Genomic DNA, 23,684 nt, shown 5'->3' on the forward strand with positions numbered 1-23,684 from the left:
CCAACGTTGGCCGCAACAATGGTTTGGGTCATTCGCGTCGACTTAGCCGTATCTCCGCCATGTCCGGTCTGGCCTCGACTGCTGACGTGCGGGGCTTCTTGTCCGTATTCGCCTTTGGGCCAAGTGGCGAAATGTCTCCGCCTACTCGATCACCGTGTCGGCGCGGGCGACGACCGCCGGAGGCAGTTCGATGCCCAATGTCTTAGCGGTACGGAGATTGATCCTAAGATCGAATTTGGTAGGGCGTTCGAAAGGCAAGTCGCTCGCCTTTGCGCCTTTTAGAACGCGATCGAGTTGCAAGATTAGATGATGGTTAGCGTTGGAAAAATCTGGCCCGAACGACATTAAGCCGCCATTGGTGACCCAATCAGGGGAAGCAAAAATCGCGGGCGTTTTGCTTAGACCGATCATCTTGATGATATCGGCCATGTGAGCATCGAGGACGACATCGGGGACGAACACCAGAACGTCAAAGCCGGCGAGGATTTTGGGGCTTAGGGCCTTCGCGATATCGACGGGCTCGTCGATGTCGACGTGTTCAACCCTAAAGCCAAGCGCGCGGCCTGTCTCCAAAACGGGCGACAGGCTCTGTGCGCCACTGGTTAATCTTGTTGTTACCGTCCCGAGGCGGACCGCGCGCGGGAAAACCTCCCGCATCAACTCGACGCGCTTGACTGTGGTTTCCTCGGAAAACATCGTGACCCCGGTTACGTTGCGACCGGGATGGGCAAGGCTGTCCGCCAATCCAGACCCAACCGGATCGACAGCCGTCAGAGCGACAATCGGAATTGTTTGAGTTGCCTTGTAGGCGGCAAGCGCAGCTGGCGTGCTGATCGCGATGATAGCATCTACGCCACCATCCCGCACCATTTCCTGCGCAACTGCCGGGAGCGCATCTACGTTCCCCGCGGCGTTCAAAAACTCAAGACGAATATTGCGCCCCTCGACGTAACCAAGCTCTCTCAGAGCATTGCGCGTTCCCTCCACCTGCACCGGAATATGGACCGGGGCGAGACGGATTACACGTGGCATTCGCGTCGGCTGTTGCGCGCTTGAAGCAAGAGGCCAAGTTACCGCTCCGCCCAAGAGCGTGATGAATTGGCGTCGTCGCATACGACCTCGCTGGAGCTCGCGCTCTCGCTGAACTATAGCAGCCTCAGACCGCCCTGTCTCAGACACCGACGAGATGGAATATCCGCCCGGGCTCAAAAGCAGCGGTGGACGCCAAGTTGGACCGGCGTCCGGTTTGCCCCCTGCCGACACGACACGCGCTCAATCGACCTTCGGCTGAGGGCCAGAACCCGACATTAGTGCTGCCGCCCGCAAGTATGATCCGTTAAAGGCACCACCGCTCACCTCAGGCAATCCCGTATCCGACCATTAGAGGAGGCATGATCTATTCGATCACTTCATCCGCGCGTGCGAGCAAGCTCGGTGAAAGGCTGATACCAAGCGATTTAGCCGCGCGGGTATTGGCTGCAAGCCAGAACGACGTTGGAAATTCGATCGGCAGATCGCCTGGCTTTGCGGAAGCCTCACGTCAACCACCGTGACGTCGGGATGCTTCTGCAGGTACGCGCGGTGGCCCTCCTTTGCATTGAAGGCCTCCAGGATCTCGACGGAAGGGTCCGACGTGAACAAAGCCCGGCAGCCCGTTACCACAACGGGATGGTCGTCGACGATCAGTACCCGCATGTCTTTCTGGCCCTCATTATACGTCCTCACGTCCTCCAGTTGTGGAAAACGTCGCGAGCGCTGGAATGGTTCACTTTCCGAGCGTAGCTGGGCAATCCAACCAATGGAGCACGAAGTACAGCAGGCCTTCGCGGAACCTAAGCAAGAGCAGAACCGGTGGTTCATGCACCGTTCGAATCTCGAGCTTAGCCAGGCCCTTCCACGGGGACAACTGTGAAGCGGACTGCACGCCCAAACATCGAACGCCTTAACTTCGGTTTTTTCGGACACCAAAGAGTATCACGTTGATCTAATCATTAGTCAGAAGGCGGCGAACACCAAACTCAATACGGTTGCGCTGCGCAAGGGTGTGAACAGGAAGGCGTCGAGCGCGAGCGTGGATCGACCTCAGCGGCTTCGCCCAATCGCGGAGCCGCCGCCTTTTTGTTCCGTCCGCCCTCTCCGCACTGATCGCGTCTTGCGCCGCACGTACCAGGCCACCATCGAGATGACCAGCCAAGCAAGCGATGCACCTATGAAGGCGGCTGCGATGCTGGTTTCCGCCGTCAACGAAAAGACCATCGCAAAGGCCAGCATGCCGAGCGCGCCGAGCGCGGCGCCAGCGGAGTCGACCGCGGCCGCCGTTCGCCCGCGGCGCTCGCCGGCGAGGCCCGCCTCCCGCTTCCGGCGGATTTCATGCTTCTCGATCAGCGTGGCGCTGGCGCAGAAGATCGCCGGAAGGGCGAGGAAAAGCCCGCCGATAGAGGCTCCATAGCGACTGCTGACGAGGCCGGCGAAGACTGTCGCGGTGCCGCCGAGCGCGAATCGGATCAGGTATTCGTACCAGCGGCCTTCCTTGAGAGATGACGGCGAAAAGCGGATCGGCATCATGTCTGTCCCCCGGCAAGGGTCAGCACGCCGAAGGCTACGATCAGCCAGACGACGAGAGATAGCAAAGTGGCGGGCAACGCTCGCAGTCGGGCGCGAACGAGGATTTGACAAACGACGACGCTGTAGACGGCGAGCGCGATCGACCCCGCGAGCATCGCCTGAGCTTGCAGGGTCGCATAGTGCGCCCCGTGCTGGTGTACCGCAATCCCGAGCGTTGCGAGCGCGACCGAGGGTGCGGCCGCGAAGAGACCGGCGAAGCTCTTAGGACGTAGAAGATCTCCCAGCATCGCGAAAGCTGATACAACGGCGCCCCCAACGAGAAAGCGGACGATGTATTCGGTCATTTTGTCGTCTTCCAGAGTCTCCCGAGCGGCCCGCCGGCCCCGTAGACCGGATCCTTGCGCGGCGGCGGCACCTTCGGAATGCTCTTCAGGGCGCGTGGACGGTCCTCCACCGTCGTGCATTCGTCGTAAGTCCCCGCCGGCGGGTAGGCTCCGATGACGAGGAAGTCATCGTCTGCCCCCAGGCACTGGTGCCCTGTGCCGGCGGGCAGGACGGCGACATCGTCGGCCTTCAACGTGAATATTCTACCCTTCTTTTTTCCGCCAAATCGAACGCGCCCCTTGCCGCGCGCGATGCCGAGCACCTCATGGATCCGGGAGTGGTAATGAACGTAGTCGTAGATGGTGTTGCGCCAAGTATCGCCCCATCCGTTCGCCTCGAACAGGTCTTCGATCTCCGCCGCGGGGTCGTAGCGTTCATCGAGATTGACTGCCCGGCGATAAATGACTAGGGGCCATCGCGGATGATTGGGGATGAGACCGTCATCCTTGAAGCGGACAGTGTGCGGGTTTCGCGCTTGCGCGAAGTCCATAGCTTTCCGCTTACCGGGGCGCCGCAAACCGGTGGCGCGTTCCGCATACCGCTTTAGAGACTCAAGGGTCGGCATGATCGTTCTCCGTTGATGCATCGAGCGGGTAGCCGGTGCACAGCCGCAGGAACCGTTCAAGAGCCGCTCCCAATGCGAAACCTGCGACGACATCGCTCGCCCAGTGCGCCAGGACGACTAAGCGCGTCAGCGAGATGCCGACCGCAATGGCGCGGATCGCCCGACGGGGGCCGGCCGGCATCGCACCGGCCGCCGATGCCAAGGCTCCCATGTGCAGTGCGTGGCCGGAGGGAAAGGCGTCCTCACTTTTCCCGGAAAATGGGACGCCGTGGAGGTGTCCGATCACTGTCCTGCGGTCCGGTCGGGTCTGGTCGAACAGAAGCTTCAAACCATGGGGCAGCAGCGACGCCGCGACCGTGACCAGCAGAGCATGGTTGCCGGCGCGCCGCAGCGGCTCGCCTCGCCCCCGCGACGCAAGCCAACCAGCCGCCGCGAGGACCAGAAGGACCTTCTCGTCGGCGCCCCAAGTCAGGGCGCGGGCTACCATCTCTGGAGCCGGCGCAGTGTTACGGGCGATGAAGCGTGCGGCCACGACATCCGCTCTGGTCGGCCGGACAGTGACCGGAAAGCTTGGCCCTCTAAGGCGACTTGCTGAAACTCTAGCAATTTTGAACATGGCTCAAGCGATCAACTTCGCTCCATAAAGACCTCTGATCGCGCTCCGCTGCTTGTCATCGACAATCAGCCTTCCGCCGTATGATTCTCGCCCAACGCAAGCGAACGCTCGGAACAGCCCTTGCTACCCATTGCGGGTAGATCACATCGAACTCCCCGAGGATCCGTCGGACGCGAGCCGATGTCATGCCGCGTGAATGGGGAGTCCGCCGAAGTAGACGATGTGGCAGGCCTCTTCCTCCGCGGCTGTCACCTGTCGCTATTCCGCTGCCTGGGCACTCGGTGAACTTTCCACCGGCGCGAGCGGAGATACGGCGGGCCCATTGAGCGCGGTACCGTCCGGCGCGAATTGAGAACCGTGGCAGGGGCAATCCCAACACTGCTCCAGCGAATTCCAATGCACGACACAACCAAGATGGGTGCAGCTCGCCGACAAAAGGTGCAATTTGCCATCGCGGTCGCGGCAGGCGGCAATCTTCTTCAATCCGCTGCGAACGAGCCGGCCCTCTCCCAGGCGGAGCCGCTCCACCGAGGCGAGTGCATCGGCGCTGAGATATTCGGCAAAGTTCTTGAGTGGCGTGATGTTCTCGCTGATGAACGTCGTGATATTCTTGAAGACCTTGCGCTCGGGTAAATAGACGGCCTCCCAGTTATTGCCGCCGATTGTAATCAGGTCCGCAATCAAGAGACCTGCCACCAGGCCGTTCGTCATGCCTTGCCCGGAATCGCCGCTGACGAGGAACACATGCTCTTCGTCCGGGCTGCGTCCGACGAAGCCGGTGAAGTCCGTGGGTTCGAGCACTTGGCCCGACCAGCGATGGGTGATCTTGCCGATCATCGGCAACCGCGCGCGCGTCCATTGTTCGAGCGCGGAAAAGCGCGCCTGACCATCGTCGGCTTCGCCGGACTTGTGGTCTTCACCACCGACGATCACGATGTCCTCATCCGCCGAGCTCGGCTGCAGGCGGACATAGTGATAGGGATCGAGCGTGTCCCAATACAGCGCATCCAGCAGCGAGCCCGCCGGGACTTTGGCCGCAATCACATAGGTGCGATAGGGCGCCTGTTTGGTATGGATCGCGACGCGCAGACTGACGGGCGAGTTCGTCGCAACGACGACGTCCGTGACCCGCACCTCGCCGCCTGACGTCCTCAGAACGATTTCTCCGCGGCCGTGCTCGATCGTCTCGACGCAGGTGTCACCGTAAAGCCTGGCGCCGCGCCGATGCAGCGCTTTCGCCAATCCGGCAAGGTATTTGGTCGGATGAAAGCGCGCTTGTCGGGGAAAACGAAGCGAGCGCGCAAAACCGCCGTGATGGATTGGTGTCGGATCACTGCAAAGCTCGACGGGGATTCCCAGCTTCCTGCAGCTTTCGAATTCCTCATCCAGATGCGATGGCAACGTCTCCGGCGCCGACACCCAATAGCCACCGACGCGGCGGAAATCGCAGTCAATGCCCTCGGCAGACTGGATCGCCTGCGCGCGGTCGATCGCGGCGGCGACGCTCTGGTAGTACAACCGGGCGCAATCCTCACCCCGAACCCTGATCAATTCCTTGTAGTCGTCGTCCAGGGCCGTTGCCAAATGGGCGGTGGTGCGCGCCGTCATTCCGCTGCCAATTCTGCCGCGGTCGAGCACGATGACCGAGCGCCCGCGCGCGGCCAGTTCATAGGCCACCGACAGACCGGCGATGCCGGCGCCGATCACGCCGACGTCGGCACGTGCCTGCCCCGAAAAGCGCGAAGCCGCCGGGATGAACGTCTCCATCCAAAGCGACTTGGTATCTTCATCCAGCACGTTCATGGCGTTTGTCCTCCGGAATACAAACGAAGGGCAAAGCGCAACCGTTCCTTTGAACAGAGGCCTCCGCGTTCGAGCCCATATGTGCCGACGAGGCCCGAATGGACTGTCATGGTGCAGCTTTAGCATTTGCGGAAAGAAGAATGCCTTCTCGCGTCCGAGGCCGGTCAGAGGATGCGCACATAGGAGGTGGCACGCCCGGTTCCGGGTTCTTCTGAGCCGATCAGAGATCAGAGTCGCGAGAAGCGTCCAATCCCCGCCTGGCGCTGCCGCCAACTGGCGTACAAAGCCCTCATGAGCCTCCATATTCGTTGTCGGGAAGCAACTCGTGGCGGTCGAACGCGAACTGTCACTCGAATGACCTTCTCGCCACGGACAGCTTCGGCCGCGGCCGCAGTGGATCGTGCGGACGCGATTAACGCTCCGCGGTACCGCGGCACAAAAAGAGCCCCGCCGAAGCGGGGCTCAGCATCACGTCCTCAATACTTCTTGCCTTGAGAATTGTCGGCCGGCTGGCTCGATGCCGGAGGATTGCTCTGGTTGGGCTGCCCGGACGGCATATTCTGGTTGGCGGCCGGCGGATTGTTGCCTTGGGGCGGAGGCGCCGCTTGTCCGGTCGTCTGACCGGAAGGCTGTTGCGTCCCGCTCTGTCCCGTCGTTGCCGGCTGGTTTTGCTGGGCCTGTCCGGTCGTTGCCGGTTGATTCTGCTGAGCCTGCCCGGTCGTTGCCGGTTGGTTCTGCTGAGCCTGCCTGGTTGTCGTGGGCGGGTTCTGCTGCGCTTGGCCCGTTGTCGGTTGGTCCTGCTGCGCCGGAGCATTGGCCTGACCGGTGTTCTGTCCGGTCGTGCCCTGTTGCGCCGGCTGCTGTTGGCTCGTCTGTCCCTGACCAGTCGTGGTCTGGCTCTGGGTGGCACTGATCTTGTTGGAGACGCCAAGCGCCGAGACCGTGCTGATATCGATCGAGCCGCTGGCCTGGATGCCTTGCTGCCGCTGGAAGGTGATCAACGCCTCGCGCGTCCGCGGGCCGAGCACGCCATCCGCCTCACCGGTCAGCAATCTGCGCTCGATCAGCACCTGCTGCACGACACGAATTTCCTCGGGGCTCAGATTAAGCGCAGCGGCGCTGCCGCCGCTGACACCGCCACCTCCACCGCCGATCCTGCCGGCGTGGCTGAACCGCGTCCGCGGCCCGGCCGGAACAACATCTACAATCCGGCGGCTGCGATCGAGGACCACGATCTCGTCGTCGACGACGAAGAAGCTGTCGTCGCGGAAGGCCGGGAACACATCGATCAGCGCCGGAAAGGCCGAGACGGACACCACGTTGATGCTTCTCGGCACCACCACGCCGGTATTGACCTGGAAGTTGATCGAGCTGGCGTTAACCCGCGCCACGTTGCGCGAGCTGAGCACCGACTGCTGCAGCGTTGTCTGCTGTTGCGCATTGACCGACACGCGGCCCGACATGCTCTGGGTCGTCGTACTCTGGTTTTGCGCCGGCGCAGTGGCTTGGGTGCCGGTCGCTGCGCCCTGGTTCTGCTGCGAGATCTGACCCTGCGTCGTCTGACCCTGCGTGGCCTGACCCGGGGCAGGAGCATTGCTCGGTCTGGTGTTGGCGCCGGTTGTCGTGCTCTGGTCCTTCTGGCCCTGTGGCGCCTTTTGCTCGGACTGTCGCGTCTGGTCGCGCTCGCCGCGCCCCTGTCCGACGGTCTGACTGTTTTGCTTGCCCGAGGACTGAGCCTTGTCTTGCGACTTTTGCTCGGATTGACGAGTTTGGTCGCGATCGCCACGACGCCGGCCGATGGTTTGGTCCTTTTGCCCCTGCTGATCCTTACCGGCCTGGCCTCTCTCCGTAACGCGGCCGCCCTCTCTCATACCTTCGCCACGCTCGGTGCGTGACTGACCGCCCGCAGGGCTTTCCGCCCGGCCTCCGCGTGGCTCCGCGGCCCGGCCCTGCGTCATGCCTTCACCGCGCGATGCACCGCCCGGACCTTGCGACGTTCCGCCTCCGGACTTGTCGTGCTCCGCGGCGCCGCCGGCACCCATTCCGCCGCCTCCACCTTCACGCATGCCTTGCGCCGCCGCCAGGCTGACGCCAGCGAGCAGCACTGCTGTGGACAACAGGAACCTACTCTTTCTCATGCTCATCTGCATCTCCTCCAATATTCATTGCTCGCAGTGTCTTCGATCGGCACTTTCGGATTCACAAAACTTGAAATCCATCGCGCGCTACGACGCGGCGCGAAGTGCAATCCGACTTTCTGTTCGGACAACGAGACGGTACTGGGAACGTTCCTGACCGCAGCACCAGACGGAACTGGTCAGGCTGAGGAAGCTTCATGTTCCCTACGGGGTAAGCCCAACAGTGCAGTCAGGATAGTTTTCTCGGGCGAGTCACCCGGACGAGGCAAGAAGCCGTTCAAGAAAAACCTTGCTTTGATGGCGGCCACAATGCGCTCGACAAGCTTGCCGGCGCCCTCGCGGCGGAGGGAGTGTCGGGACGCGCTGGCGCCGTCGCCCTCACGAGCCGGATATCGGTGGAGATGGTGCAAAGGATCGCCGCAATCGGCGCTCATCATCGCAATTTCAGCGCCTGCCGCGCTCGCAATACGGACGGCTGCAACGCCAACAGCTGGTCGGCATCGCAAGCGGACGCGAATAGAGTCTTCAGCCATTTCGCCGGAATTCTCTGATCCGGAATTCTCTGATGATGTGCCGCACGATTATCTGGCCCGAAAGGCCGCAATCGCTGCCCTGGCGTCCGGCGGCACCGCCACGATCGAATGGGCTGGCACGCCGGTCTGCCCACGGACTGGAGCCTATGGCACGGCCGTTCTCTTTGGCTCTAATCCGGCAAAGGCGATCCACTCCGGGAGCGGCGCGCCGTCGCGGTGCCGACCGCCGGCAACTGCCGCCGCCCAAGCGCTCACAGCCCCGAGCAGTGTGGCCGCGGCCAAGGAGAACGCGAGAACGATCGTGCTGCGACGCACATGAGCGATTGCTGTTTTCGAGCTCGCTATGGCCTGATCGACCCGCCGCTCGGAGTCGCCGGCCGAAAGGCCCGTCAGTGCCTGGATCTGCTGGATCAGATAGGTCCGGTCATCTCCGTTCACACCGTTGTGGCTCGACGAGGTCATGAGAATCCGGCCCGCCTCGGCGCGTTCGGCGCTGATCTCGGCATTCGCAGGCCGACGCGGGGAGCGCAACAGCCGATCGAGTTCGTAGCTCAGGAGCGGCTCGGCAACCGTATTGTTGGCCAATGTCGTCGATGAAGACGCGCGATTGACCGCGGCCGCGCCAACAATGCCTGCCAGGACAGCGCCAAGTAGAACCGCGAGCGCCCATGCCGCCAGCCCATGAAGTCCGTCGCGCATCTCCCTTTCGGCACCGCTCGTCGCATCGATGCCGCCGCGAACTCGCCCTGCAATGTAGCCGCCCAGACCAAAACTGACGATCGCCTGCAAGATCAAATAGAGCCCAGAGAGTAGCGACAGCGCGGGAGACGCGTCTCGCCAGGTTGGTGAGGTTGAGCTGACACCGAGACCGATGGCGACGCCAAAGGTCACCAGAATAAAGGTAAATGCCGTCGCGACGAACGCGCCTGCGACGATGGGCGTCCATCGCAAATGTCGCCCCTGATCGGGAATTGTCAGCGCTTCGTCTTCGATGAGCGTGGGAGCTTCGATGGTCATGATCGAAGTCCTCAGCGCAGACCGAAGAACGAAAGGATGGCCATTATCACGACGATCAGCCCGATCAGATAGATCAGCTGGTTCATTTCAGTCCTCCAGTTCCGCTCCGGCCTGATAATTGCACTTGGTTCGGAAGGTTCCTGTCGGATGCTAATGATGCCATGCAACACGCTAGCGCTATTCGCTGCGATTGCCGTGCGTCATTGCTGCGACTGTCGCCGAATAGGCTCTCGGCAGCTTATCGATTGGCTCGCCGTCGCTCAAACGCGCCCGTTAGCCCGTTCGCTTGCTCAATGGCCGCCTAGCGCCAGAAGCCGCTTCCCCGCCCCGACATTCTGCTTTCGGCACCCGTCGAGCGTAGGTTCAGCCGAAAACGGAAATAGCGAGAGAATACGGTTCGCACCTGGTAGCGTGATGCTATGTCCGCGATCGCAGGTAAAACCCGGTCCATCCAGGGAGTTTCCCAGAGGCCGCCAGGGGCGAAGATGTTCTGCATGTCAATGCAGAGGTGAACCGCATCCCGGATGTCGGGGATTTCCGACTCGCTGTCCCTCGTCGATGCACCACTTGCCCCACCCGGGATTCGAATGAGATCGTGAGGGCCCAGGTTCCGTTCCGAGCAGCCGCATGGAACCAAGCGATTGGCCGACCGTTGGGCGCGAATGGCGAGCGGAAACTGGCGCACTCGCGCCAGCAGGTTTGACTTCTCAGCTCGGCCTCCACCGCAGGGAAAACGACATGGCTGATGTCGCAAATCAAGTTGCCAATCGCATCCCAACCAACCTCGTCGTCAATGGCGTCAGGCGCACGCTGGACCTCGTGCCCTGGACCACGCTGCTCGACGCATTGCGTGACCATCTTGCGCTGACCGGCACCAAAAAAGGCTGCGATCACGGTCAATGCGGCGCCTGTACGGTGCTGGTCGATGGTCGGCGGGTCAATTCCTGCCTGACGCTCGCCGTCATGACGGACGGCGCGGAGATCACGACCATCGAAGGTCTTGCCAGGGATGGCGCGCTGCATCCATTGCAGCAGGCCTTCATCGACCACGACGCCTTCCAATGCGGCTATTGCACGCCGGGACAGATTTGTTCGGCGGCCGGTTTGCTCGCCGAAGGTCGCGCCGGGGATCCTGACGAGATCCGGGAGCTGATGAGCGGAAATCTCTGCCGCTGCGGCGCCTATCCCAACATCGTCGCCGCCATCCAGCAGGCAGTGGGGCGGCCATGATCAACTTCCAGTACTCCCGCGCCGCCGACGTCGCCGATGCGATCCTCCTGCTCACCGCCCATCCCGGTGCCAAGCTCATCGCCGGCGGCACCAATTTGATCGACCTGATGAAGAAGAACGTCGAGCAGCCGTCCTGGCTGATCGACATCTCTCGCCTGCCGCTCCGCAAGATCGAGGAAACGGCTGACGGAGGCCTGCGCATCGGCGCCTTGCTGCCGAACTCCGATCTTGCCTACCATCCGCTCATCGAGCAGCGCTACCCGCTGGTCGCCAGCGCCATCCTCGCCGGAGCTTCGGCGCAATTGCGCAACATGGCCTCCGTTGGCGGTAATCTGATGCAGCGAACGCGTTGCGCCTATTTTTATGATACGGCAACGCCCTGCAACAAGCGAACTCCCGGCAGCGGTTGCTCGGCGATCGACGGCCTCAACCGCAATCATGCGATCCTCGGCACGAGCGCCGCCTGTATCGCGACCAATCCGTCCGACATGAGCGTGGCGCTGGCTGCGCTCGGCGCGCTCGTGCACATCGCAGGCCCATCCGGTGAGCGGACGATGGCATTGACCGATTTCCATCGGCTGCCTGGCGACACGCCTCACATCGATACCAATCTCGATACCGCCGAGATCATCACGGCAATCGAACTGCCGCGACGCGGCTTTGCCCATAACTACAGCTATCTGAAAGTCCGCGACCGCCTGTCTTATGCCTTCGCCCTCGTCTCGGTCGCGGCCGCGCTCGAACTCGAGGGCAACGCGATCAGCGAGGCACGCGTGGCGCTCGGCGGCGTGGCCCACAAGCCCTGGCGCAGCTTTGAGGCCGAAGCGGCGCTACGCGGCCAAGCGGCAACAGTGGAGCATTTCTCGCACGCTGCCGATCTCCTGCTGCAGGGCGCGAGGGCCTCTGCCCATAACGGCTTCAAGGTCGAGCTGGCACGCCGCGCCATCGTGCGGACGCTGATGCAGGCCGCAAGCGCCACGCCGCAATCGCAAGCTCACAAGAAGATCGCGTGAGGGACCGATGAACGCCTATGTCGGAACAGCAACGTCTCGCGTCGACGGTCGGGCCAAGGTCACCGGGGCCGCCAAATATGCCGGCGAATTCACCGCCGACGGACTCGTCCACGGTTTCGTCGTCGAGGCCACAATTCCACGCGGACGCATTGCCCGCCTCGACACCAGCGAGGCGCTGAAGGTCACGGGCGTCCTCGACGTGCTCACCCATGCGCATCGCCCGCCGCTCGCCGACAAGGACGAGGCCTGGAAGGACGAGGTGGCGCCGGACGAAGGTTCGCCGTTCCGTCCGCTCTACGACGACAGCATCAAATTCAACGGTCAGCCGATCGCGCTGGTCGTGGCGGAGGAGTGGGAAACCGCGAAATTCGCCGCGACGCTGGTGCGTGTCGAATATCAGCAGGAACAGGCGTTTGCGACCGATCTCGAAGCCGGGCGCAACAAGGCGACTGAGGTGAAAAAGCCGCACGAGCCGCGGGGCGATGCCGCAGGCGCGCTCGCAGGATCGGCTGTGCGGCACGAGGCGGACTACTTCATTCCGACCGAGCATCACAATCCGATGGAGCTCTATGCAACCACGGTCGTCTGGGACGGCAACGGCAGGCTCACGGTCTACGACAAGACGCAAGGCGTCCTGAACGTCCACAAATATCTCTGCAGCGTATTCGGCAAAAAGCCCGATGAAATCCGCGTGCTCTCGCCCTATGTCGGTGGGGCCTTCGGCTCCGGCTTGAGGCCGCAATATCAGGTGGTGCTGGCAACGCTTGCCGCGCTCGCTCTGAAGCGCTCCGTTCGCGTGGTGCTGACGCGACAGCAAATGTACGGGCTCGGTCACCGGCCGGCGACGATCGAGCGCGTCGGGATCGGCGCCAAGCCTGACGGCACGCTCGAGGCGGTCACGCACGAGGCCACGGCCATCACCTCGCGGTACGAGGATTTCGCGCGCAACGACAGCGGCTGGGCGGAACAGCTCTACAAGAGCCGGAACAGCCACTATTCCCACAAGCTCGCGCGCCTCGACGTCTCCACCCCCTGCGACATGCGCGCGCCCGGCGCAGCTTCGGGCGTCTGCGCGCTCGAATGCGCCATGGACGAGCTGGCCCTCGCGCTCAACCTCGATCCCATCGAACTGCGGCTGAAATGCTACTCGGATCGCGACCAGAGCGAAGACCTGCCCTACACCAGCAAGCAGCTGCGCGAATGCTACGCCCGCGGCGCGGAGGCCTTCGGCTGGAGCAAGCGCAATCCCGCCGCACGCTCGATGCGTGATGACAAGGAGCTGGTCGGCTGGGGTATGGCGACAGGCGTGTGGGAGGCGCTGCAGATGCCGGTCGCGGTCCGCATCGTGCTGAGCGCCAATGGCCATGCCGAGGTATCCTGCGCGGCGTCCGACATCGGCACCGGCACCTACACCATCGTGGCGCAGGTGGCGGCCGATGCACTCGGGCTGCCGATCGAGAACATTAGCGTCAAGCTCGCCGACTCGACCCTGCCGCAAGCTCCCGTCGAGGGCGGTTCCTGGATGGCTGCATCGAGCGCGCATGCGGTACTGGGAGCAGCCGAAGACATTCGCCAGGAGCTCGCGCGCCTCGCCAGTGCAATGCCCTCTTCGCCCCTCGCCGGTATCGATGCGGCCGAAGTCATCCTCGTCGACGGCACCATCGCCAGCAACGGCGAGAAGAGCCGTGCGGTCCCGATCACGGATGCGATGCGCTACGGCAAGCTCGAACGGATCGAGAAGCACAAGCTCAACCACTTCGCGGAGGACAAGTCGCACGCCCGCAACACGCATTCAGCCGTATTCGCAGAGGTGAAGATCGACGAGCAGCTCGGCGTCATCCGCGTCACGCGAGTCGTGAGCGCCGTCGCAGCCGGGCGGATTCTCAACACCAAGACCGGCCGCAGCCAGATCATGGGCGGCGTGGTCTGGGGAATCGGGATGGCCCTGCACGAGGAGACGGTGATGGATCACCGGTTCGGCCGGATTATGAACGCGAATATCGCCGAGTACCACTTCCCCGTGAATGCCGACATTCACGACATCGATGTGATCTTCGTCGAAGAGCGCGACGATCGCATCAACCGGCTGGGCGTCAAGGGTCTCGGCGAAATCGGCATCGTCGGCGTTCCCGCAGCAATTGCGAACGCCGTCTATCATGCCACCGGAAAGCGCATCCGCCGCTTCCCGATCACGCTCGACAAGCTCCTCGCCTGATGCGCTAGATAAGTGTTCCCGCAGCGAGGCTCGTCGCGCATCCATGCCGTATGGCCAGCGCGTCTTCTACGCGACCTGATGGAAGCGCATACCCGGACGTCGTAGTCCTGTGGCGCGCTCTGCGTATTCCTTCAGATCTTCAATGAGCGGCATGGTCGTCCGCCGGCGAGCGAGAGGACGGCTTCGAGAAGATGGCAGCCCGCGTAGCCCAACTGGAACAGCAGATGGGCATTCACGACCTGAACCAATTTACGCCGCGGTAACTGCAGAACGCCGTGCCTCCATCAGGCAAGCGGAGAATAGCGGATGTCGCAATCCCGAAAGGTAGGCAGCTTAACCTCGCCGGCGTTCCTCTTCGTGATGACCACGGGCGTCGTCAACCTGTTCGGCCGACATCACCTACTAAGGCGGCGCCAGCATCAACGGACCGTTCATGGCGACGCTAGGCGCCAGCGCCGCCATCGTCAGTCACGGCGGGGCTCGGCGAGTTTCTCGGCTACGCTCTGCGTTTGCCCGCCGGCTACGCGGCGGACCGGACTGGGCGCTACTGGCTAATCACGTTCATCGGCTACGTCATCAACCTCTTCGCGGTGCCGGCCATGGCGCTCGCTGGAAGCTGGCAGGTCGCGGCCGCGCTTGTCCTCGCCGAGCGGATAGGGCGCGCGCTGCGCAAGCCCACGGTGGAGGCGATGCTCTCCTACACGACGGGCGAACTCGGCAAGGGTTGGGTGTACGCGCTGAACACCTCGCTCGACGAGATCGGTGCGACCCTGGGTCCGCTCATCATCGCGCTGGTGCTCCTGCTGAAGGGGGACTTCCGGACCGGGTACGCCTTCCTGACGATCTCGGCCGTGATGGCGCTCGTGGCGTTGGTGGTCGCCAGGGTGAGCTTCCCATTGCCGTCGCGCCTTGGGCAGGGCGATACGGCGCCGGCCAAGGACTTCGGCAAGGCCTATTGGCTGTATATGCTGGCCGGCGCCTTGTTCGCCGCTGGGCTGATGAGCTTCGAACTGATCTCCTATCACCTGACCAAGGCGAAGATCACTTCCGAGCAGTGGATCCCGGTGATGCTCGCGATCTCGACCGGCTTCGGCGTGCTGGCGAATCTGGCCTTCGGAAAGGCCTACGATCGCATCGGGCTTCCGGTCGTGATCGCCGCAGTGAGCGTTTCGGCGGCGTTCTCGCCCTTCGTGTTTCTCGGCGGTTTCTGGCTTGTGCTGTTCGGCATGCTGCTCTGGGGCGTCGGCTACGCGATCCAAGACACGCTACTCAAGGCGATCGTCGCTGAAGTGCTGCCGGACGGAAAGCGCAATTTCGCATTCGGACTGTACTATGCGGGCTACGGCGTAGGCTGGCTTGTCGGCAGCATCGTGGCGGGTCTGCTGTACGAAAACTCGCGGGCCGCGCTGATCGCATTCTCCATCGTCGCTCAACTTGCCTCGGTGCCGGTCTTTGTCCTGGCGGGGCGGCAGGAGGGCTCGCGATGAGCGCGGGTCATTGGCGGACGCTACGCGCTGGCATTATCGTGCTGCGGTCACCTCGCCGTCCTTCTTGACGAAGCGGCCCTACCGGATCCTCCAGAATCCGGCACATTGGAAAATGTATGCGGCCGCGCGACAGCAAGCCAGCAAACCACCGCAAGGATCAGAAGACGTTCTCGTCGACCCCCAAAGTCAAAGCGCGGGCTACTTCCACCGGAGCTGGCGCAGTGTTGCGGACGATGGAACATCCGACCGCGACATCCGCTTTTGCCATGACCGGAAAGCTTGGTCGTCTAAGGCGACGCGCTTGGTACGGCTAGTTGGTCTTCGTGAGGTCACGCTCGGAATGCGAGCGAGGAATCTCTTGCAAGAGCATCCTTCACTTTCCTGGAACGGAAAGCCGCCGTTCCGGTTACTCCACCTTCAAGTGTGCTTGAGGCCCGGTCGGTTGATCGCCTGCCGAGGGGGGCCGAGTGGCAATATGAGCCGAAGTGGGACGACTTTCGCTGCCTTTTGATCCGAAGCGGATCGCGCCTTCGGATGCAGTCCAAATCGGGGCGAGAGCTTGCTCGTTACTTTCCGGAAGTGGCAGTCGCGGCCCTGAACCTTGCCGAAACACAATTTGCGCTGGACGGCGAGTTAGTCATTCCAATCGGCAAGCGCTTTTCGTTCGATGATCTGCTGCAGCGCATCCACCCAGCGGCAAGCCGCGTCAAACGGCTTGCCACGGAAACGCCGGCCGTATTTCTCGCGTTTGATCTTCTTGGCTGCGGGACCGACGACATTGCGGGGCTCCCGCTCACGAAACGGCGCCCTGCGCTGGAACGGTTCGCCAAACGGCATTTCAAGCGCAGCGAGATCTTTGTCCTCTCTCCGGCAAGTCGAAATCATACCGATGCCGAACGGTGGCTCGCTCGGGCCGGTGGTGGTAGCGATGGTGTCATCGCCAAACGCATCGATCTTCCCTACCAGACCGGCAATCGCGAAGGCATGCGGATCAAACGCATCCGCTCCGCGGACTGCGTGATTGGGGGTTTTCGCTACGGAGAGAGGCGTACTGCCGGGCGCAAAGTCGTAGGCTCTCTCTTGTTGGGCCTCTATGATGAAAAGGGCCAATTGAACCATGTCGGGTTCACGTCCGGGCTCAAGTCTGCAGCGAAGGCGGCTTTGACGGATCAGCTTGAGACCATCGTGAGCGACCACAGCTTCACCGGAAACGCGCCCGGCGGCCGCAGCCGGTGGTCGACCAAACGATCGACGGAATGGCAGTCGGTGAAACCGAAATTCGTTGTTGAAGTTTCCTATGACCACTCCACCGCCGGACGATTTCGCCACGGCACCACGATCATCCGGTGGCGTCCTGACAAAAAGCCGCGCCAATGCACTATGGACCAACTTGAACAGTATTCGGTTCTGCCTGCGGCATTGCTTCGTGCTCCAGTGTAGGAACGTCTACGCCGGACAGCTTGGCTGCCCTCGCGCTCCCTCTCGACGTGCTGATCGCCGAAGACCGCCTCACCTGTCGCCGGTACGGTCCATCATGATCTGGATTGCCATGATCGTCCTCCTCGGAATGCTGATGGCCAAGGACCTGATCCAGTATCCAGCCGAAGCTATTTCCAGAGAAGAAGATTTTCATCGCGAACGCCTGTCGCCGACGTAGGTCAGTCGGCAGGTCAGACTGTTCGGCGAAGCGCACCTCGATCCTGCGGAGCGCTTTAGGGCCACGCCCGGCTTTGCCATGGCCGCGGCGACCGCGTCGGGTCGCCCGTCTCCCTGCGCAGCTCCATCATTCGCCCTCCGCTAACGCCGACGGGCTACCAATACTCCCAATAAGAACGCCAGCAAGAGCGATTGCAGCGGCGCCTCCACGGCCATCTTGCGCAAACGGTCGGACAACCGCAGTGCTGTCTGTTGGGAATCCGGCTCGCGTCGGCCTGGCGTCCCTACCACATCCCTCTCGCCGCATCGCTTCGAAACCGAGCTCAATACCGCCCTGATCGTTCACGAGGACAGAGGCTTCCGTCATTGCAGAGGCTCCCTCATGTCCATGCGCGTCCTCCCTGTGGTCGTAGCGAAGCAATTGCCCCCTGGACATCTTGGTTTCTAGTGACCGCACGTGTCCTCGCGCTCTTCGAAGTAGTCAACCCTTACGTCGACAACTCGCCGCCGATGCCCTATCCAGCGCCTATGATCCGAAACACGGAAGCCGGAAGCGAGATGACGCTGATGCACGAGGGAATGCCACCACCGCCGCGCACAGGTGGCCCGCCAGTCACCAACATTCGCAATACGTCACAGCCGCAGGAGCGGTTGGCTCAAGCCTCAGAACCGCTGCTCCAGCTAGGTGGCCTGCAAACAAAAAGTCGCGCCGAGAGGAATAGGCGCGACCCTTCTCGAATTCGCCAAGGCCGTCGGTTACTTCTCTTTGATAACGGTCGTGCTGCTGCTACCAACAGTGCCTTCCTCGCAGACTTTGGTCTGCTTGATGCGGTCTTCAGCTTCCACGCGGGTCTTGAAGGCCATCGGACCGATCTGCGTCACGACTTCCTTGTCCGCCGGACGTGTGGTGGTAATCGTGCATTGATGGCTCGGACCTTGTACGACGTAGTACTCATCTGCTAATGCTGGGGCGGCGCATCCGATGATTAATGCGCCAGCAAGAAGAAGTGGTGCTTTCATTGTCGCCTCTCCATTTTGTACTGCCGAATGGAGGACGAGTGCGATCAAGAGAAACGCCGTGCGCTACTGCGCACACGATCGCTCATCCTTCATCCCCTCGGCGGTTCTGTAACTCGCCCGACAGTTCGGAGTTCCCCGATTTGTGATGGATCCAAGCCAGCACCAAACCTGCTGAGAGGTTGGTGCGCTATCCGCTAATTCAGTTTGCCCTTTTGGGCACCGGGCGATGGATGTGTGGCCTTCGCCGAACTGCGCGCCTCCATCGGGTCAGCCAGCATCCGGAAAAGCACTTTTTCCGCAGTCTCAACGATCCACACTCTTTCAATGCCGGGAAGGGCCACGCTGTCCGCGGCCGGACTTCCGGCGAGATGAATCATGTTTCGCACGGGCCGTTGCTCAGGAGTGGCGCCCCGTCTCGACCACTACCAGGTCGCCCTCTGACCGTCAGCATCAGCCCGTCGGCGTCGATCCATAACCCTGTCGCTGCAAGCCGCTCGAGCAAACGCAAACTCAAGTGCCAATGGGAGTCGAAACGGTAGTTGATTTTGAATCGAAACTGCAGTCGTACGTCATTCAGACGCCGAATGCCGATCCCATGGCATCGGAGTGGATGCACTCTCTTGCTTCAATTGCGATGACCGCGTGGCGACGACAGATCGGAGCTTCATCCTCTACGACCAGCACGCGAACGGGATCGCCCACTTCCAAATCTCCTTTCCCTCGCCTTACGGCCGCGCGCCGCGTTCGCGGCAGACCCGGCATCGGACAGCTCGTGCCGCCTCAAGCCACCGGCACGCCGTAGTAGGCGTTCACGGAGCGCGTGGTGGCGGGGTCGCTCCAATTCCAACTGCTCTCGTCGGCATACTGGGTGATGCCGGTGACATAGCCGCCGAGGTTGGTGTCGTACTTCAGCGCCTGCCAGGGCAGCGGATAGTGATCGTCGCCGATGCCGAGCAGGCCGCCGAAGCTCAGCACCGCGTACGACACCTTGCCGCTGATCTTGTCGATCATGACGCGCTCGACGTAGCCGACCTTTTCGCCGTCGACCCCGTAGACATTCGTGCCCTCGACCTTGTCGCTTCCGATCAGGCTGAAGGTCTCGCGATCTTCCATGGTCATGTTGACCTCCCGGATGTTGTCTTCTGGAGTCAACGGGAGGACGATGGCCCCGTTCCTGGCTGAAAGCGTCGGTGGCCTTGTTCTGGATGAGCGGAGTTCGAGGATGGAGCTGGCCGAGCTGGAGCGCGAATTTTTGAGGAAGCTGCTCGGCGAATCCTGGGTCAGCCCGCCGATGTTCGACCATGAGATCGTGGCACGGCTGGTGGAGCTGGGTCTCGTGGAAACCGAGCCGCTTCCATCTGGCGATATCGAATACCGGATCACTGACGCGGGCCGAGCGGCGGCTACCGCGTAAACGTAGATCGGCAGATGCAGCAGGTCCTGAAGGGCATCGGCCGGTGATCAAAAGGGTGGAACGGAGGCAAGGCTGGGGCGGCATCGTCGGAGCTTGCACGGCACTAGGCCGCACACGCCTCAGGACCAGCCACGGGGAGTGCGGATCTTAGCGCCCTGTGATGGCGATCGCCGGACAAGGACGCCGACGGAATTCAGGCCTCCAGCCCCAGGCTCGCGCCACATCCTGAAGTTCGTTTTTGCTTCGCCCCCGCTGCGCCCTTCCGACGACCTTCTTCGGGTCGCATGATGACCTGTTCAAGCGCATCCAGCCGACCTATCGCGGGCGACCCTTCCAAACTACGCGCGGCCTTCGCGGATAAGGCGGCAACGGCCGAAATCTTGGTCTGCCGCGCAGCGTGGCTACGGAGAATGGAGTGGTAAATTTTCACGTAGTCCGATGCCATGCGACGGGAGGAGAACCGCTCCTCGAAGCGCATCCGGATCGCTTTCCGGTCCAACGCCAACAGCTCTGGAATGGCCTGCACCGCCTCATCGAGGCTTGAGACGATGCGCCCGGTCAGCCCGTCCTCGACGATCTCCGGGACCGATCCGCAGCGGAAGGCAAGCACCGGCGTTCCGCAGGCCATGGCCTCGATCATGACCAGCCCGAACGGCTCGGGCCAATCGATGGGGAAAAGCAATCCGGCCGCCCGGCCGAGAAACTCGGTCTTGGCGCTCTCGTTGATCTCGCCAACGAACTCGACGTCCGTCCCGTTCAAGAGTGGCGCGATGACCTGCTGGAAGTAGGCCTCGTCGACCTTATCAACCTTCGCCGCAATCTTAAGCGGCACGCCCGCAGCCCGCGCAATGGCAATGGCGCGGTCGGGCCGTTTCTCGGGCGAGATGCGACCAAGAAACGCAAGGTAGCCGCCCGCCGACGTCCAGGTCGACTTGTGAAGATCGACCGGGATGCCGTGATATACGGTTCCGACGAATTTCGCGCTGGGCAATGGCGCCCGTTGCGCGTTGGAGATGGAGATCAGCGGCATCTCCGAAAACCAGCGATAGAACGGCATGTGATCGGCAAGGTCCTGCCGGCCATGCAGCGTCGTCACTGTCCGTCCGGACTCCGATCGGAACAGAGGAAAGTGCAAGTAGTCGACGTGAAAGTGCAGGATGTCGAAATCGTCAGCGCGCTCCCGCACCTTGTCGAGCATCAGCGCGTGATGCGGGATCGGGTCGCGGGCGTCCGGATCGAGGCGCAACGCCCGGGGCACGCACGGAACGAGTTCGGCGGAGGTGATGGAATCGCCGCTGGCGAAAAGCGTGACCTGATGACCTTGCCTGATCAGCTCCTCGGTCAAATATGAAACGACCCGCTCCGTTCCGCCATACAGCCGTGGCGGGACGCTCTCGAAGAGCGGCGCAATCTGCGCGATCCTCATTCATTCCTCCCGTACAGCCAGTCACACCCGTTAAAGGCCGACGCCAGTTCAGTGGCCCCGAGCGCGGGGATGACCCGCGAGCCGTCGGTCTGGACGTGGCGCGCCTGCACGGGCTTCTTTCTGTCGATGCTCCAGGTCTTCGCATCCTGTTGCAACCGGCTCGTCCAGCGCTGCTCCAGACGGTCGATTACGTAACGGGGTAGACGGATATCTTCCATGGGATCCTCCTCACGCCGCCAGCACCCGCGACGTGGAAAACCGTCGCTTTGGCTTTCCGCCGGGCGGATTTCGCGGATTGCGTGGGCCGCCATCCAGATCGCATAATGCATCCAGGATGGCATCGATGCTGACAGGCGCCTTCAGTCCATGGGGCGCACGAAGCCCCGGACATGACGCAATCGCCGACGCGTCGGAAGCCCAGGAGGCGAGGATCGCCCGCTTCTCGGCCAGCGAAAGCGACGGATGCCTAACCACGTCCTTGGGATGCTCGAAGACGGTGCCGGGGTGCAGGAGCGCTTGGAAGTCGAAGACGTTGTCGGTGGCGGTCGTCGGCCGCATGTTTTCCTCCCTTCGAAGACGAGTGGATGGACGGCCCGTAGACCGGGCCGCCGCAATACGTACTGGTTCAAGCCGCCCTGGATTCGAGCTTGTGCAGGTTGTCCGACGTCGCTCCATTGATGGCGATCCGTCGCGGCTTCATGGCCTCGGGAATCTCCCGGACGAGTTCGATCTTGAGCAGACCGTTGTCGAAGGACGCGTTCTTGACCTGAACGTAGTCGGCCAGGTTGAACTGGCGCTTGAACGCGCGGGTCGAGATGCCGCGGTACATAAATTCGCGTTCAGTCTTGTCCGTCTTGTTGCCCTCGATCGTCACGACGTTCTGCTCGGCCGTCACCGAGATTTCGTCGGGAGAGAAGCCGGCCACCGCGAGCGAAATCTGGTAGCGATCGTCGCCGAGCCGTTCGATGTTGTAGGGCGGGTAATTGTCCTCGGTCGCGCGCTGGGCGGATTCAGCGAGGTCGAAAAGGCGGTCGAAACCGATGGTCGAACGCCAGAGCGGTGAGAAGTCGTAACTGCGCATAGCCAGATCCTCCACGGAGCAAAATGGTTACGAGCGGCACCGGACACGACCGGTGCCCGTCTCTGGATTCGCCGAGCCCGTCAGGCGCCCGGAGAGCCGCCCTGCGGCGGCGACTCGAAAATTAGAGAAACCGAGTTTGGTTTCAAGGGAGGGCCGGAAAATTTTCAGCCATCCGGGGCCGTCTAGATAACGGGCTTCCGCAGTGCCACCAGGGCGGGGCTACATGAGGCCCGCTCCGAGTCTTTGCCCGTCGTCGGCCGACGCGGCGATGTTCGACTTTCCAGGAGCCTTCGTGTGGCATGACCGGTCCGTCGGCCGGTCGCTTCTCTGTCCTACACTCCTCTTGAAACAAAATCGCCCCATCCTAGTTTTTGTGCAGCCACGCGGGAGCGTGGCGCCGGATGCCTCTCGGGTCCGGCAGACGCCATCGGGCAGAATCCGATGTTGCTCCTATCCATATTGCTCAGAGGAGGATGTGGTTATGAGAACCTACGATCTATCACCCTTCTGGCGTTCGACCATCGGGTTCGACCGCCTCTTAAATCTGGTGAACGATACGGTAGACAACGGCGACACTTACCCGCCGTATGATATCGAGCGCACCAGCGAGGACCAGTACCGGATTTCGCTGGCGCTGGTCGGCTTCACCCCGGACGACGTGGCGATCACCGCAGAGCGCTCGACGCTCACGGTCGAAGGCCGCAAGACCGACGAGGATGAACGCGACTACCTGTATCGTGGAATCTCCGTCCGGCCCTTCCGGCGCGTATTCAACCTGGCCGACTACGTCCAGGTCAAGGACGCGACGTTCGAAGACGGCCTGCTCAAGATTGCCCTGACTCGGGAAATGCCGGAGGCGCTGAAGCCGCGTCAAATCGCGATCGACGTTGCCGGCAACGACCACCAGAGGAGCGATCGGACGCAGGCGGCCTGACACTGGCTGCTGCCCATCGAACCGCTGCGCGGCTAGGTCCGCGCTGCGGACTGCTGGCCCATTGACGACCAAACCCAAGAAAGGAGGACCACAATGGCACTACGCGAACTCATTCCGTGGAACAACGGCTCCCGCAATCTGCCTGCGCGACGCACCGAGGTAGACAACCCGTTTCTCTCGCTGCATCGCGAGATGAATCGGCTGTTCGACGACGTGTTTCGCGGCGTCGATATCGGCCAGTTCGCCCCGCCGGCGACAATGGGGTGGCCGAGCGTCGAGTTCAACGAGACCGACAAGGAAGTGAAAGTTATCGCCGAGCTTCCCGGCATCGAACAGAAAGACGTCGAGGTCGAACTTGCCGACGGCGTGCTGACGATCAGCGGCGAGAAGAAGAGCGAAACGAAAGACAAGGAGCGTCGCTTCAGCGAGCGCTACTACGGACGTTTCGAGCGGCGCATTCCCGTCGACGACGTCGACCAGGATAAAGTCGCCGCGTCCTTCAAGGACGGGATCCTCACCGTCACGCTGCCGAAGTCGCCTACGGAACAGCGGAAGGTGAAAAGGATCGCAATCAACGGAAAGTAAGA

At 62.2% G+C, this 23,684-nt stretch carries 24 protein-coding genes and 3 pseudogenes; 10 read left to right on the forward strand and 17 right to left on the reverse strand.

The window, feature by feature from the left end:
* Positions 1-141: 141 nt before the first annotated feature.
* From BJA_RS26205 to BJA_RS26240, 8 genes and pseudogenes are all read right to left on the reverse strand, one after another.
* Positions 142-1,032 carry an ABC transporter substrate-binding protein gene (locus tag BJA_RS26205; protein ID WP_063921484.1) on the reverse strand — a complete coding sequence of 297 codons (891 nt, stop codon included), beginning with the start codon at positions 1,030-1,032 and terminating at the stop codon, positions 142-144.
* A gap of 495 nt (positions 1,033-1,527) precedes the next feature.
* Positions 1,528-1,695 (reverse strand): annotated as a pseudogene (locus BJA_RS43890) (response regulator transcription factor); the annotation flags it as partial.
* Between the two features lie 387 nt (positions 1,696-2,082).
* On the reverse strand, positions 2,083-2,565 hold the full coding sequence (locus tag BJA_RS26215) for a DUF3147 family protein (RefSeq protein ID WP_011087956.1): 483 nt from the start codon (positions 2,563-2,565) through the stop codon (positions 2,083-2,085).
* Positions 2,562-2,909 (reverse strand): DUF3147 family protein, encoded by a 348-nt coding sequence (locus BJA_RS26220; protein ID WP_028171510.1) that lies wholly within the window; start codon positions 2,907-2,909, stop codon positions 2,562-2,564. Before BJA_RS26220 ends, BJA_RS26215 begins: the two co-directional genes overlap by 4 nt.
* Complete coding sequence (locus tag BJA_RS26225) at positions 2,906-3,514, reverse strand: cupin (protein WP_038967947.1); 609 nt, start codon at positions 3,512-3,514, stop codon at positions 2,906-2,908. Before BJA_RS26225 ends, BJA_RS26220 begins: the two co-directional genes overlap by 4 nt.
* Positions 3,501-4,130 (reverse strand): phosphatase PAP2 family protein, encoded by a 630-nt coding sequence (locus BJA_RS26230; protein ID WP_011087959.1) that lies wholly within the window; start codon positions 4,128-4,130, stop codon positions 3,501-3,503. The genes BJA_RS26225 and BJA_RS26230 overlap by 14 nt, the downstream gene beginning before the upstream one ends.
* A gap of 258 nt (positions 4,131-4,388) precedes the next feature.
* The gene (locus tag BJA_RS26235) at positions 4,389-5,933 is read right to left on the reverse strand and encodes an FAD-dependent oxidoreductase (RefSeq protein ID WP_038967946.1); all 1,545 of its coding nucleotides are present in this window, start codon (positions 5,931-5,933) and stop codon (positions 4,389-4,391) included.
* Between the two features lie 476 nt (positions 5,934-6,409).
* Positions 6,410-8,077, reverse strand: coding sequence for a peptidoglycan-binding protein (locus BJA_RS26240; RefSeq protein WP_162494121.1), 1,668 nt, complete (start codon positions 8,075-8,077; stop codon positions 6,410-6,412).
* 293 nt (positions 8,078-8,370) lie between these two features.
* On the opposite strand from BJA_RS26240, the pseudogene BJA_RS26245 reads away from it, so the two are divergent.
* Positions 8,371-8,548: pseudogene (locus BJA_RS26245) on the forward strand (formate dehydrogenase accessory sulfurtransferase FdhD); the annotation flags it as partial.
* Positions 8,549-8,748: 200 nt separating this feature from the next.
* On the opposite strand, the gene BJA_RS26250 reads toward BJA_RS26245, so the two are convergent.
* Together BJA_RS26250 and BJA_RS43215 are read right to left on the reverse strand one after the other, a co-directional pair.
* Positions 8,749-9,621 carry a hypothetical protein gene (locus BJA_RS26250; protein WP_011087963.1) on the reverse strand — a complete coding sequence of 291 codons (873 nt, stop codon included), beginning with the start codon at positions 9,619-9,621 and terminating at the stop codon, positions 8,749-8,751.
* Between the two features lie 379 nt (positions 9,622-10,000).
* A pseudogene (locus BJA_RS43215) lies at positions 10,001-10,117 on the reverse strand (cysteine hydrolase); the annotation flags it as partial.
* Between the two features lie 242 nt (positions 10,118-10,359).
* Here BJA_RS43215 and BJA_RS26260 point away from each other — a divergent pair.
* The 6 genes from BJA_RS26260 to BJA_RS43710 all read left to right on the forward strand — a co-directional run bounded on the left by BJA_RS26260 (position 10,360) and on the right by BJA_RS43710 (position 17,223).
* On the forward strand, positions 10,360-10,851 hold the full coding sequence (locus BJA_RS26260; RefSeq protein ID WP_028171505.1) for a (2Fe-2S)-binding protein: 492 nt from the start codon (positions 10,360-10,362) through the stop codon (positions 10,849-10,851).
* On the forward strand, positions 10,848-11,864 hold the full coding sequence (locus BJA_RS26265) for an FAD binding domain-containing protein (RefSeq protein ID WP_011087966.1): 1,017 nt from the start codon (positions 10,848-10,850) through the stop codon (positions 11,862-11,864). The genes BJA_RS26260 and BJA_RS26265 overlap by 4 nt, the downstream gene beginning before the upstream one ends.
* 7 nt (positions 11,865-11,871) lie before the next feature.
* Positions 11,872-14,079 carry a xanthine dehydrogenase family protein molybdopterin-binding subunit gene (locus tag BJA_RS26270; protein WP_011087967.1) on the forward strand — a complete coding sequence of 736 codons (2,208 nt, stop codon included), beginning with the start codon at positions 11,872-11,874 and terminating at the stop codon, positions 14,077-14,079.
* Between the two features lie 509 nt (positions 14,080-14,588).
* Entirely contained in the window at positions 14,589-15,566 is a 978-nt protein-coding gene (locus BJA_RS26280) for an MFS transporter (protein ID WP_162494122.1), read from the forward strand.
* 381 nt (positions 15,567-15,947) lie between these two features.
* Entirely contained in the window at positions 15,948-17,006 is a 1,059-nt protein-coding gene (locus BJA_RS26285) for an ATP-dependent DNA ligase (protein WP_082901046.1), read from the forward strand.
* Between the two features lie 94 nt (positions 17,007-17,100).
* Complete coding sequence (locus BJA_RS43710; protein ID WP_257784482.1) at positions 17,101-17,223, forward strand: hypothetical protein; 123 nt, start codon at positions 17,101-17,103, stop codon at positions 17,221-17,223.
* A gap of 755 nt (positions 17,224-17,978) precedes the next feature.
* Here BJA_RS43710 and BJA_RS26290 read toward each other — a convergent pair.
* From BJA_RS26290 to BJA_RS26300, 3 genes are all read right to left on the reverse strand, one after another.
* Positions 17,979-18,242, reverse strand: a complete 264-nt coding sequence (locus BJA_RS26290) for a hypothetical protein (RefSeq protein ID WP_028171502.1) — start codon at positions 18,240-18,242, stop codon at positions 17,979-17,981.
* A gap of 194 nt (positions 18,243-18,436) precedes the next feature.
* Complete coding sequence (locus BJA_RS26295; RefSeq protein WP_162185844.1) at positions 18,437-18,619, reverse strand: hypothetical protein; 183 nt, start codon at positions 18,617-18,619, stop codon at positions 18,437-18,439.
* Between the two features lie 403 nt (positions 18,620-19,022).
* Complete coding sequence (locus BJA_RS26300; protein ID WP_028171497.1) at positions 19,023-19,361, reverse strand: PRC-barrel domain-containing protein; 339 nt, start codon at positions 19,359-19,361, stop codon at positions 19,023-19,025.
* Positions 19,362-19,404: 43 nt separating this feature from the next.
* Here BJA_RS26300 and BJA_RS26305 point away from each other — a divergent pair, with 43 nt between their 5' ends.
* Positions 19,405-19,656, forward strand: a complete 252-nt coding sequence (locus BJA_RS26305; protein ID WP_231166504.1) for a hypothetical protein — start codon at positions 19,405-19,407, stop codon at positions 19,654-19,656.
* Positions 19,657-19,849: 193 nt separating this feature from the next.
* Here BJA_RS26305 and BJA_RS26310 read toward each other — a convergent pair whose 3' ends face one another.
* The 4 genes from BJA_RS26310 to hspD all read right to left on the reverse strand — a co-directional run bounded on the left by BJA_RS26310 (position 19,850) and on the right by hspD (position 22,163).
* The gene (locus BJA_RS26310) at positions 19,850-21,082 is read right to left on the reverse strand and encodes a glycosyltransferase family 4 protein (RefSeq protein WP_011087973.1); all 1,233 of its coding nucleotides are present in this window, start codon (positions 21,080-21,082) and stop codon (positions 19,850-19,852) included.
* Entirely contained in the window at positions 21,079-21,300 is a 222-nt protein-coding gene (locus BJA_RS26315; RefSeq protein WP_028160473.1) for a hypothetical protein, read from the reverse strand. The genes BJA_RS26310 and BJA_RS26315 overlap by 4 nt, the downstream gene beginning before the upstream one ends.
* Positions 21,301-21,310: 10 nt before the next feature.
* Positions 21,311-21,640, reverse strand: a complete 330-nt coding sequence (locus tag BJA_RS26320) for a hypothetical protein (RefSeq protein ID WP_011087974.1) — start codon at positions 21,638-21,640, stop codon at positions 21,311-21,313.
* Positions 21,641-21,707: 67 nt separating this feature from the next.
* The gene (gene hspD / locus BJA_RS26325) at positions 21,708-22,163 is read right to left on the reverse strand and encodes a small heat shock protein HspD (protein WP_038967943.1); all 456 of its coding nucleotides are present in this window, start codon (positions 22,161-22,163) and stop codon (positions 21,708-21,710) included.
* A 481-nt stretch (positions 22,164-22,644) separates the two neighbouring features.
* Here hspD and hspE point away from each other — a divergent pair, with 481 nt between their 5' ends.
* The gene (gene hspE / locus BJA_RS26330) at positions 22,645-23,097 is read left to right on the forward strand and encodes a small heat shock protein HspE (RefSeq protein WP_011087976.1); all 453 of its coding nucleotides are present in this window, start codon (positions 22,645-22,647) and stop codon (positions 23,095-23,097) included.
* A gap of 93 nt (positions 23,098-23,190) precedes the next feature.
* Complete coding sequence (locus BJA_RS26335; protein WP_011087977.1) at positions 23,191-23,682, forward strand: Hsp20/alpha crystallin family protein; 492 nt, start codon at positions 23,191-23,193, stop codon at positions 23,680-23,682.
* Positions 23,683-23,684 lie beyond the last annotated feature (2 nt).

The sequence above is a fragment of the Bradyrhizobium diazoefficiens USDA 110 genome, from assembly GCF_000011365.1.
GTDB lineage: Bacteria > Pseudomonadota > Alphaproteobacteria > Rhizobiales > Xanthobacteraceae > Bradyrhizobium > Bradyrhizobium diazoefficiens.

Excerpts from the sequence above, each read along its gene's own strand:
- BJA_RS26205 (WP_063921484.1), bottom strand. The coding sequence starts at position 1,032 with ATGCCACGTGTAATCCGTCTCGCCCCGGTCCATATTCCGGTGCAGGTG.
- BJA_RS26215 (WP_011087956.1), bottom strand. The coding sequence starts at position 2,565 with ATGATGCCGATCCGCTTTTCGCCGTCATCTCTCAAGGAAGGCCGCTGG.
- BJA_RS26220 (WP_028171510.1), bottom strand. The coding sequence starts at position 2,909 with ATGACCGAATACATCGTCCGCTTTCTCGTTGGGGGCGCCGTTGTATCA.
- BJA_RS26225 (WP_038967947.1), bottom strand. The coding sequence starts at position 3,514 with ATGCCGACCCTTGAGTCTCTAAAGCGGTATGCGGAACGCGCCACCGGT.
- BJA_RS26230 (WP_011087959.1), bottom strand. The coding sequence starts at position 4,130 with ATGTTCAAAATTGCTAGAGTTTCAGCAAGTCGCCTTAGAGGGCCAAGC.
- BJA_RS26235 (WP_038967946.1), bottom strand. The coding sequence starts at position 5,933 with ATGAACGTGCTGGATGAAGATACCAAGTCGCTTTGGATGGAGACGTTC.
- BJA_RS26240 (WP_162494121.1), bottom strand. The coding sequence starts at position 8,077 with ATGAGCATGAGAAAGAGTAGGTTCCTGTTGTCCACAGCAGTGCTGCTC.
- BJA_RS26250 (WP_011087963.1), bottom strand. The coding sequence starts at position 9,621 with ATGACCATCGAAGCTCCCACGCTCATCGAAGACGAAGCGCTGACAATT.
- BJA_RS26260 (WP_028171505.1), top strand. The coding sequence starts at position 10,360 with ATGGCTGATGTCGCAAATCAAGTTGCCAATCGCATCCCAACCAACCTC.
- BJA_RS26265 (WP_011087966.1), top strand. The coding sequence starts at position 10,848 with ATGATCAACTTCCAGTACTCCCGCGCCGCCGACGTCGCCGATGCGATC.
- BJA_RS26270 (WP_011087967.1), top strand. The coding sequence starts at position 11,872 with ATGAACGCCTATGTCGGAACAGCAACGTCTCGCGTCGACGGTCGGGCC.
- BJA_RS43710 (WP_257784482.1), top strand. The coding sequence starts at position 17,101 with ATGATCTGGATTGCCATGATCGTCCTCCTCGGAATGCTGATGGCCAAG.
- BJA_RS26290 (WP_028171502.1), bottom strand. The coding sequence starts at position 18,242 with ATGAAAGCACCACTTCTTCTTGCTGGCGCATTAATCATCGGATGCGCC.
- BJA_RS26295 (WP_162185844.1), bottom strand. The coding sequence starts at position 18,619 with ATGATTCATCTCGCCGGAAGTCCGGCCGCGGACAGCGTGGCCCTTCCC.
- BJA_RS26300 (WP_028171497.1), bottom strand. The coding sequence starts at position 19,361 with ATGACCATGGAAGATCGCGAGACCTTCAGCCTGATCGGAAGCGACAAG.
- BJA_RS26305 (WP_231166504.1), top strand. The coding sequence starts at position 19,405 with ATGGCCCCGTTCCTGGCTGAAAGCGTCGGTGGCCTTGTTCTGGATGAG.
- BJA_RS26310 (WP_011087973.1), bottom strand. The coding sequence starts at position 21,082 with ATGAGGATCGCGCAGATTGCGCCGCTCTTCGAGAGCGTCCCGCCACGG.
- BJA_RS26315 (WP_028160473.1), bottom strand. The coding sequence starts at position 21,300 with ATGGAAGATATCCGTCTACCCCGTTACGTAATCGACCGTCTGGAGCAG.
- BJA_RS26320 (WP_011087974.1), bottom strand. The coding sequence starts at position 21,640 with ATGCGGCCGACGACCGCCACCGACAACGTCTTCGACTTCCAAGCGCTC.
- hspD (WP_038967943.1), bottom strand. The coding sequence starts at position 22,163 with ATGCGCAGTTACGACTTCTCACCGCTCTGGCGTTCGACCATCGGTTTC.
- hspE (WP_011087976.1), top strand. The coding sequence starts at position 22,645 with ATGAGAACCTACGATCTATCACCCTTCTGGCGTTCGACCATCGGGTTC.
- BJA_RS26335 (WP_011087977.1), top strand. The coding sequence starts at position 23,191 with ATGGCACTACGCGAACTCATTCCGTGGAACAACGGCTCCCGCAATCTG.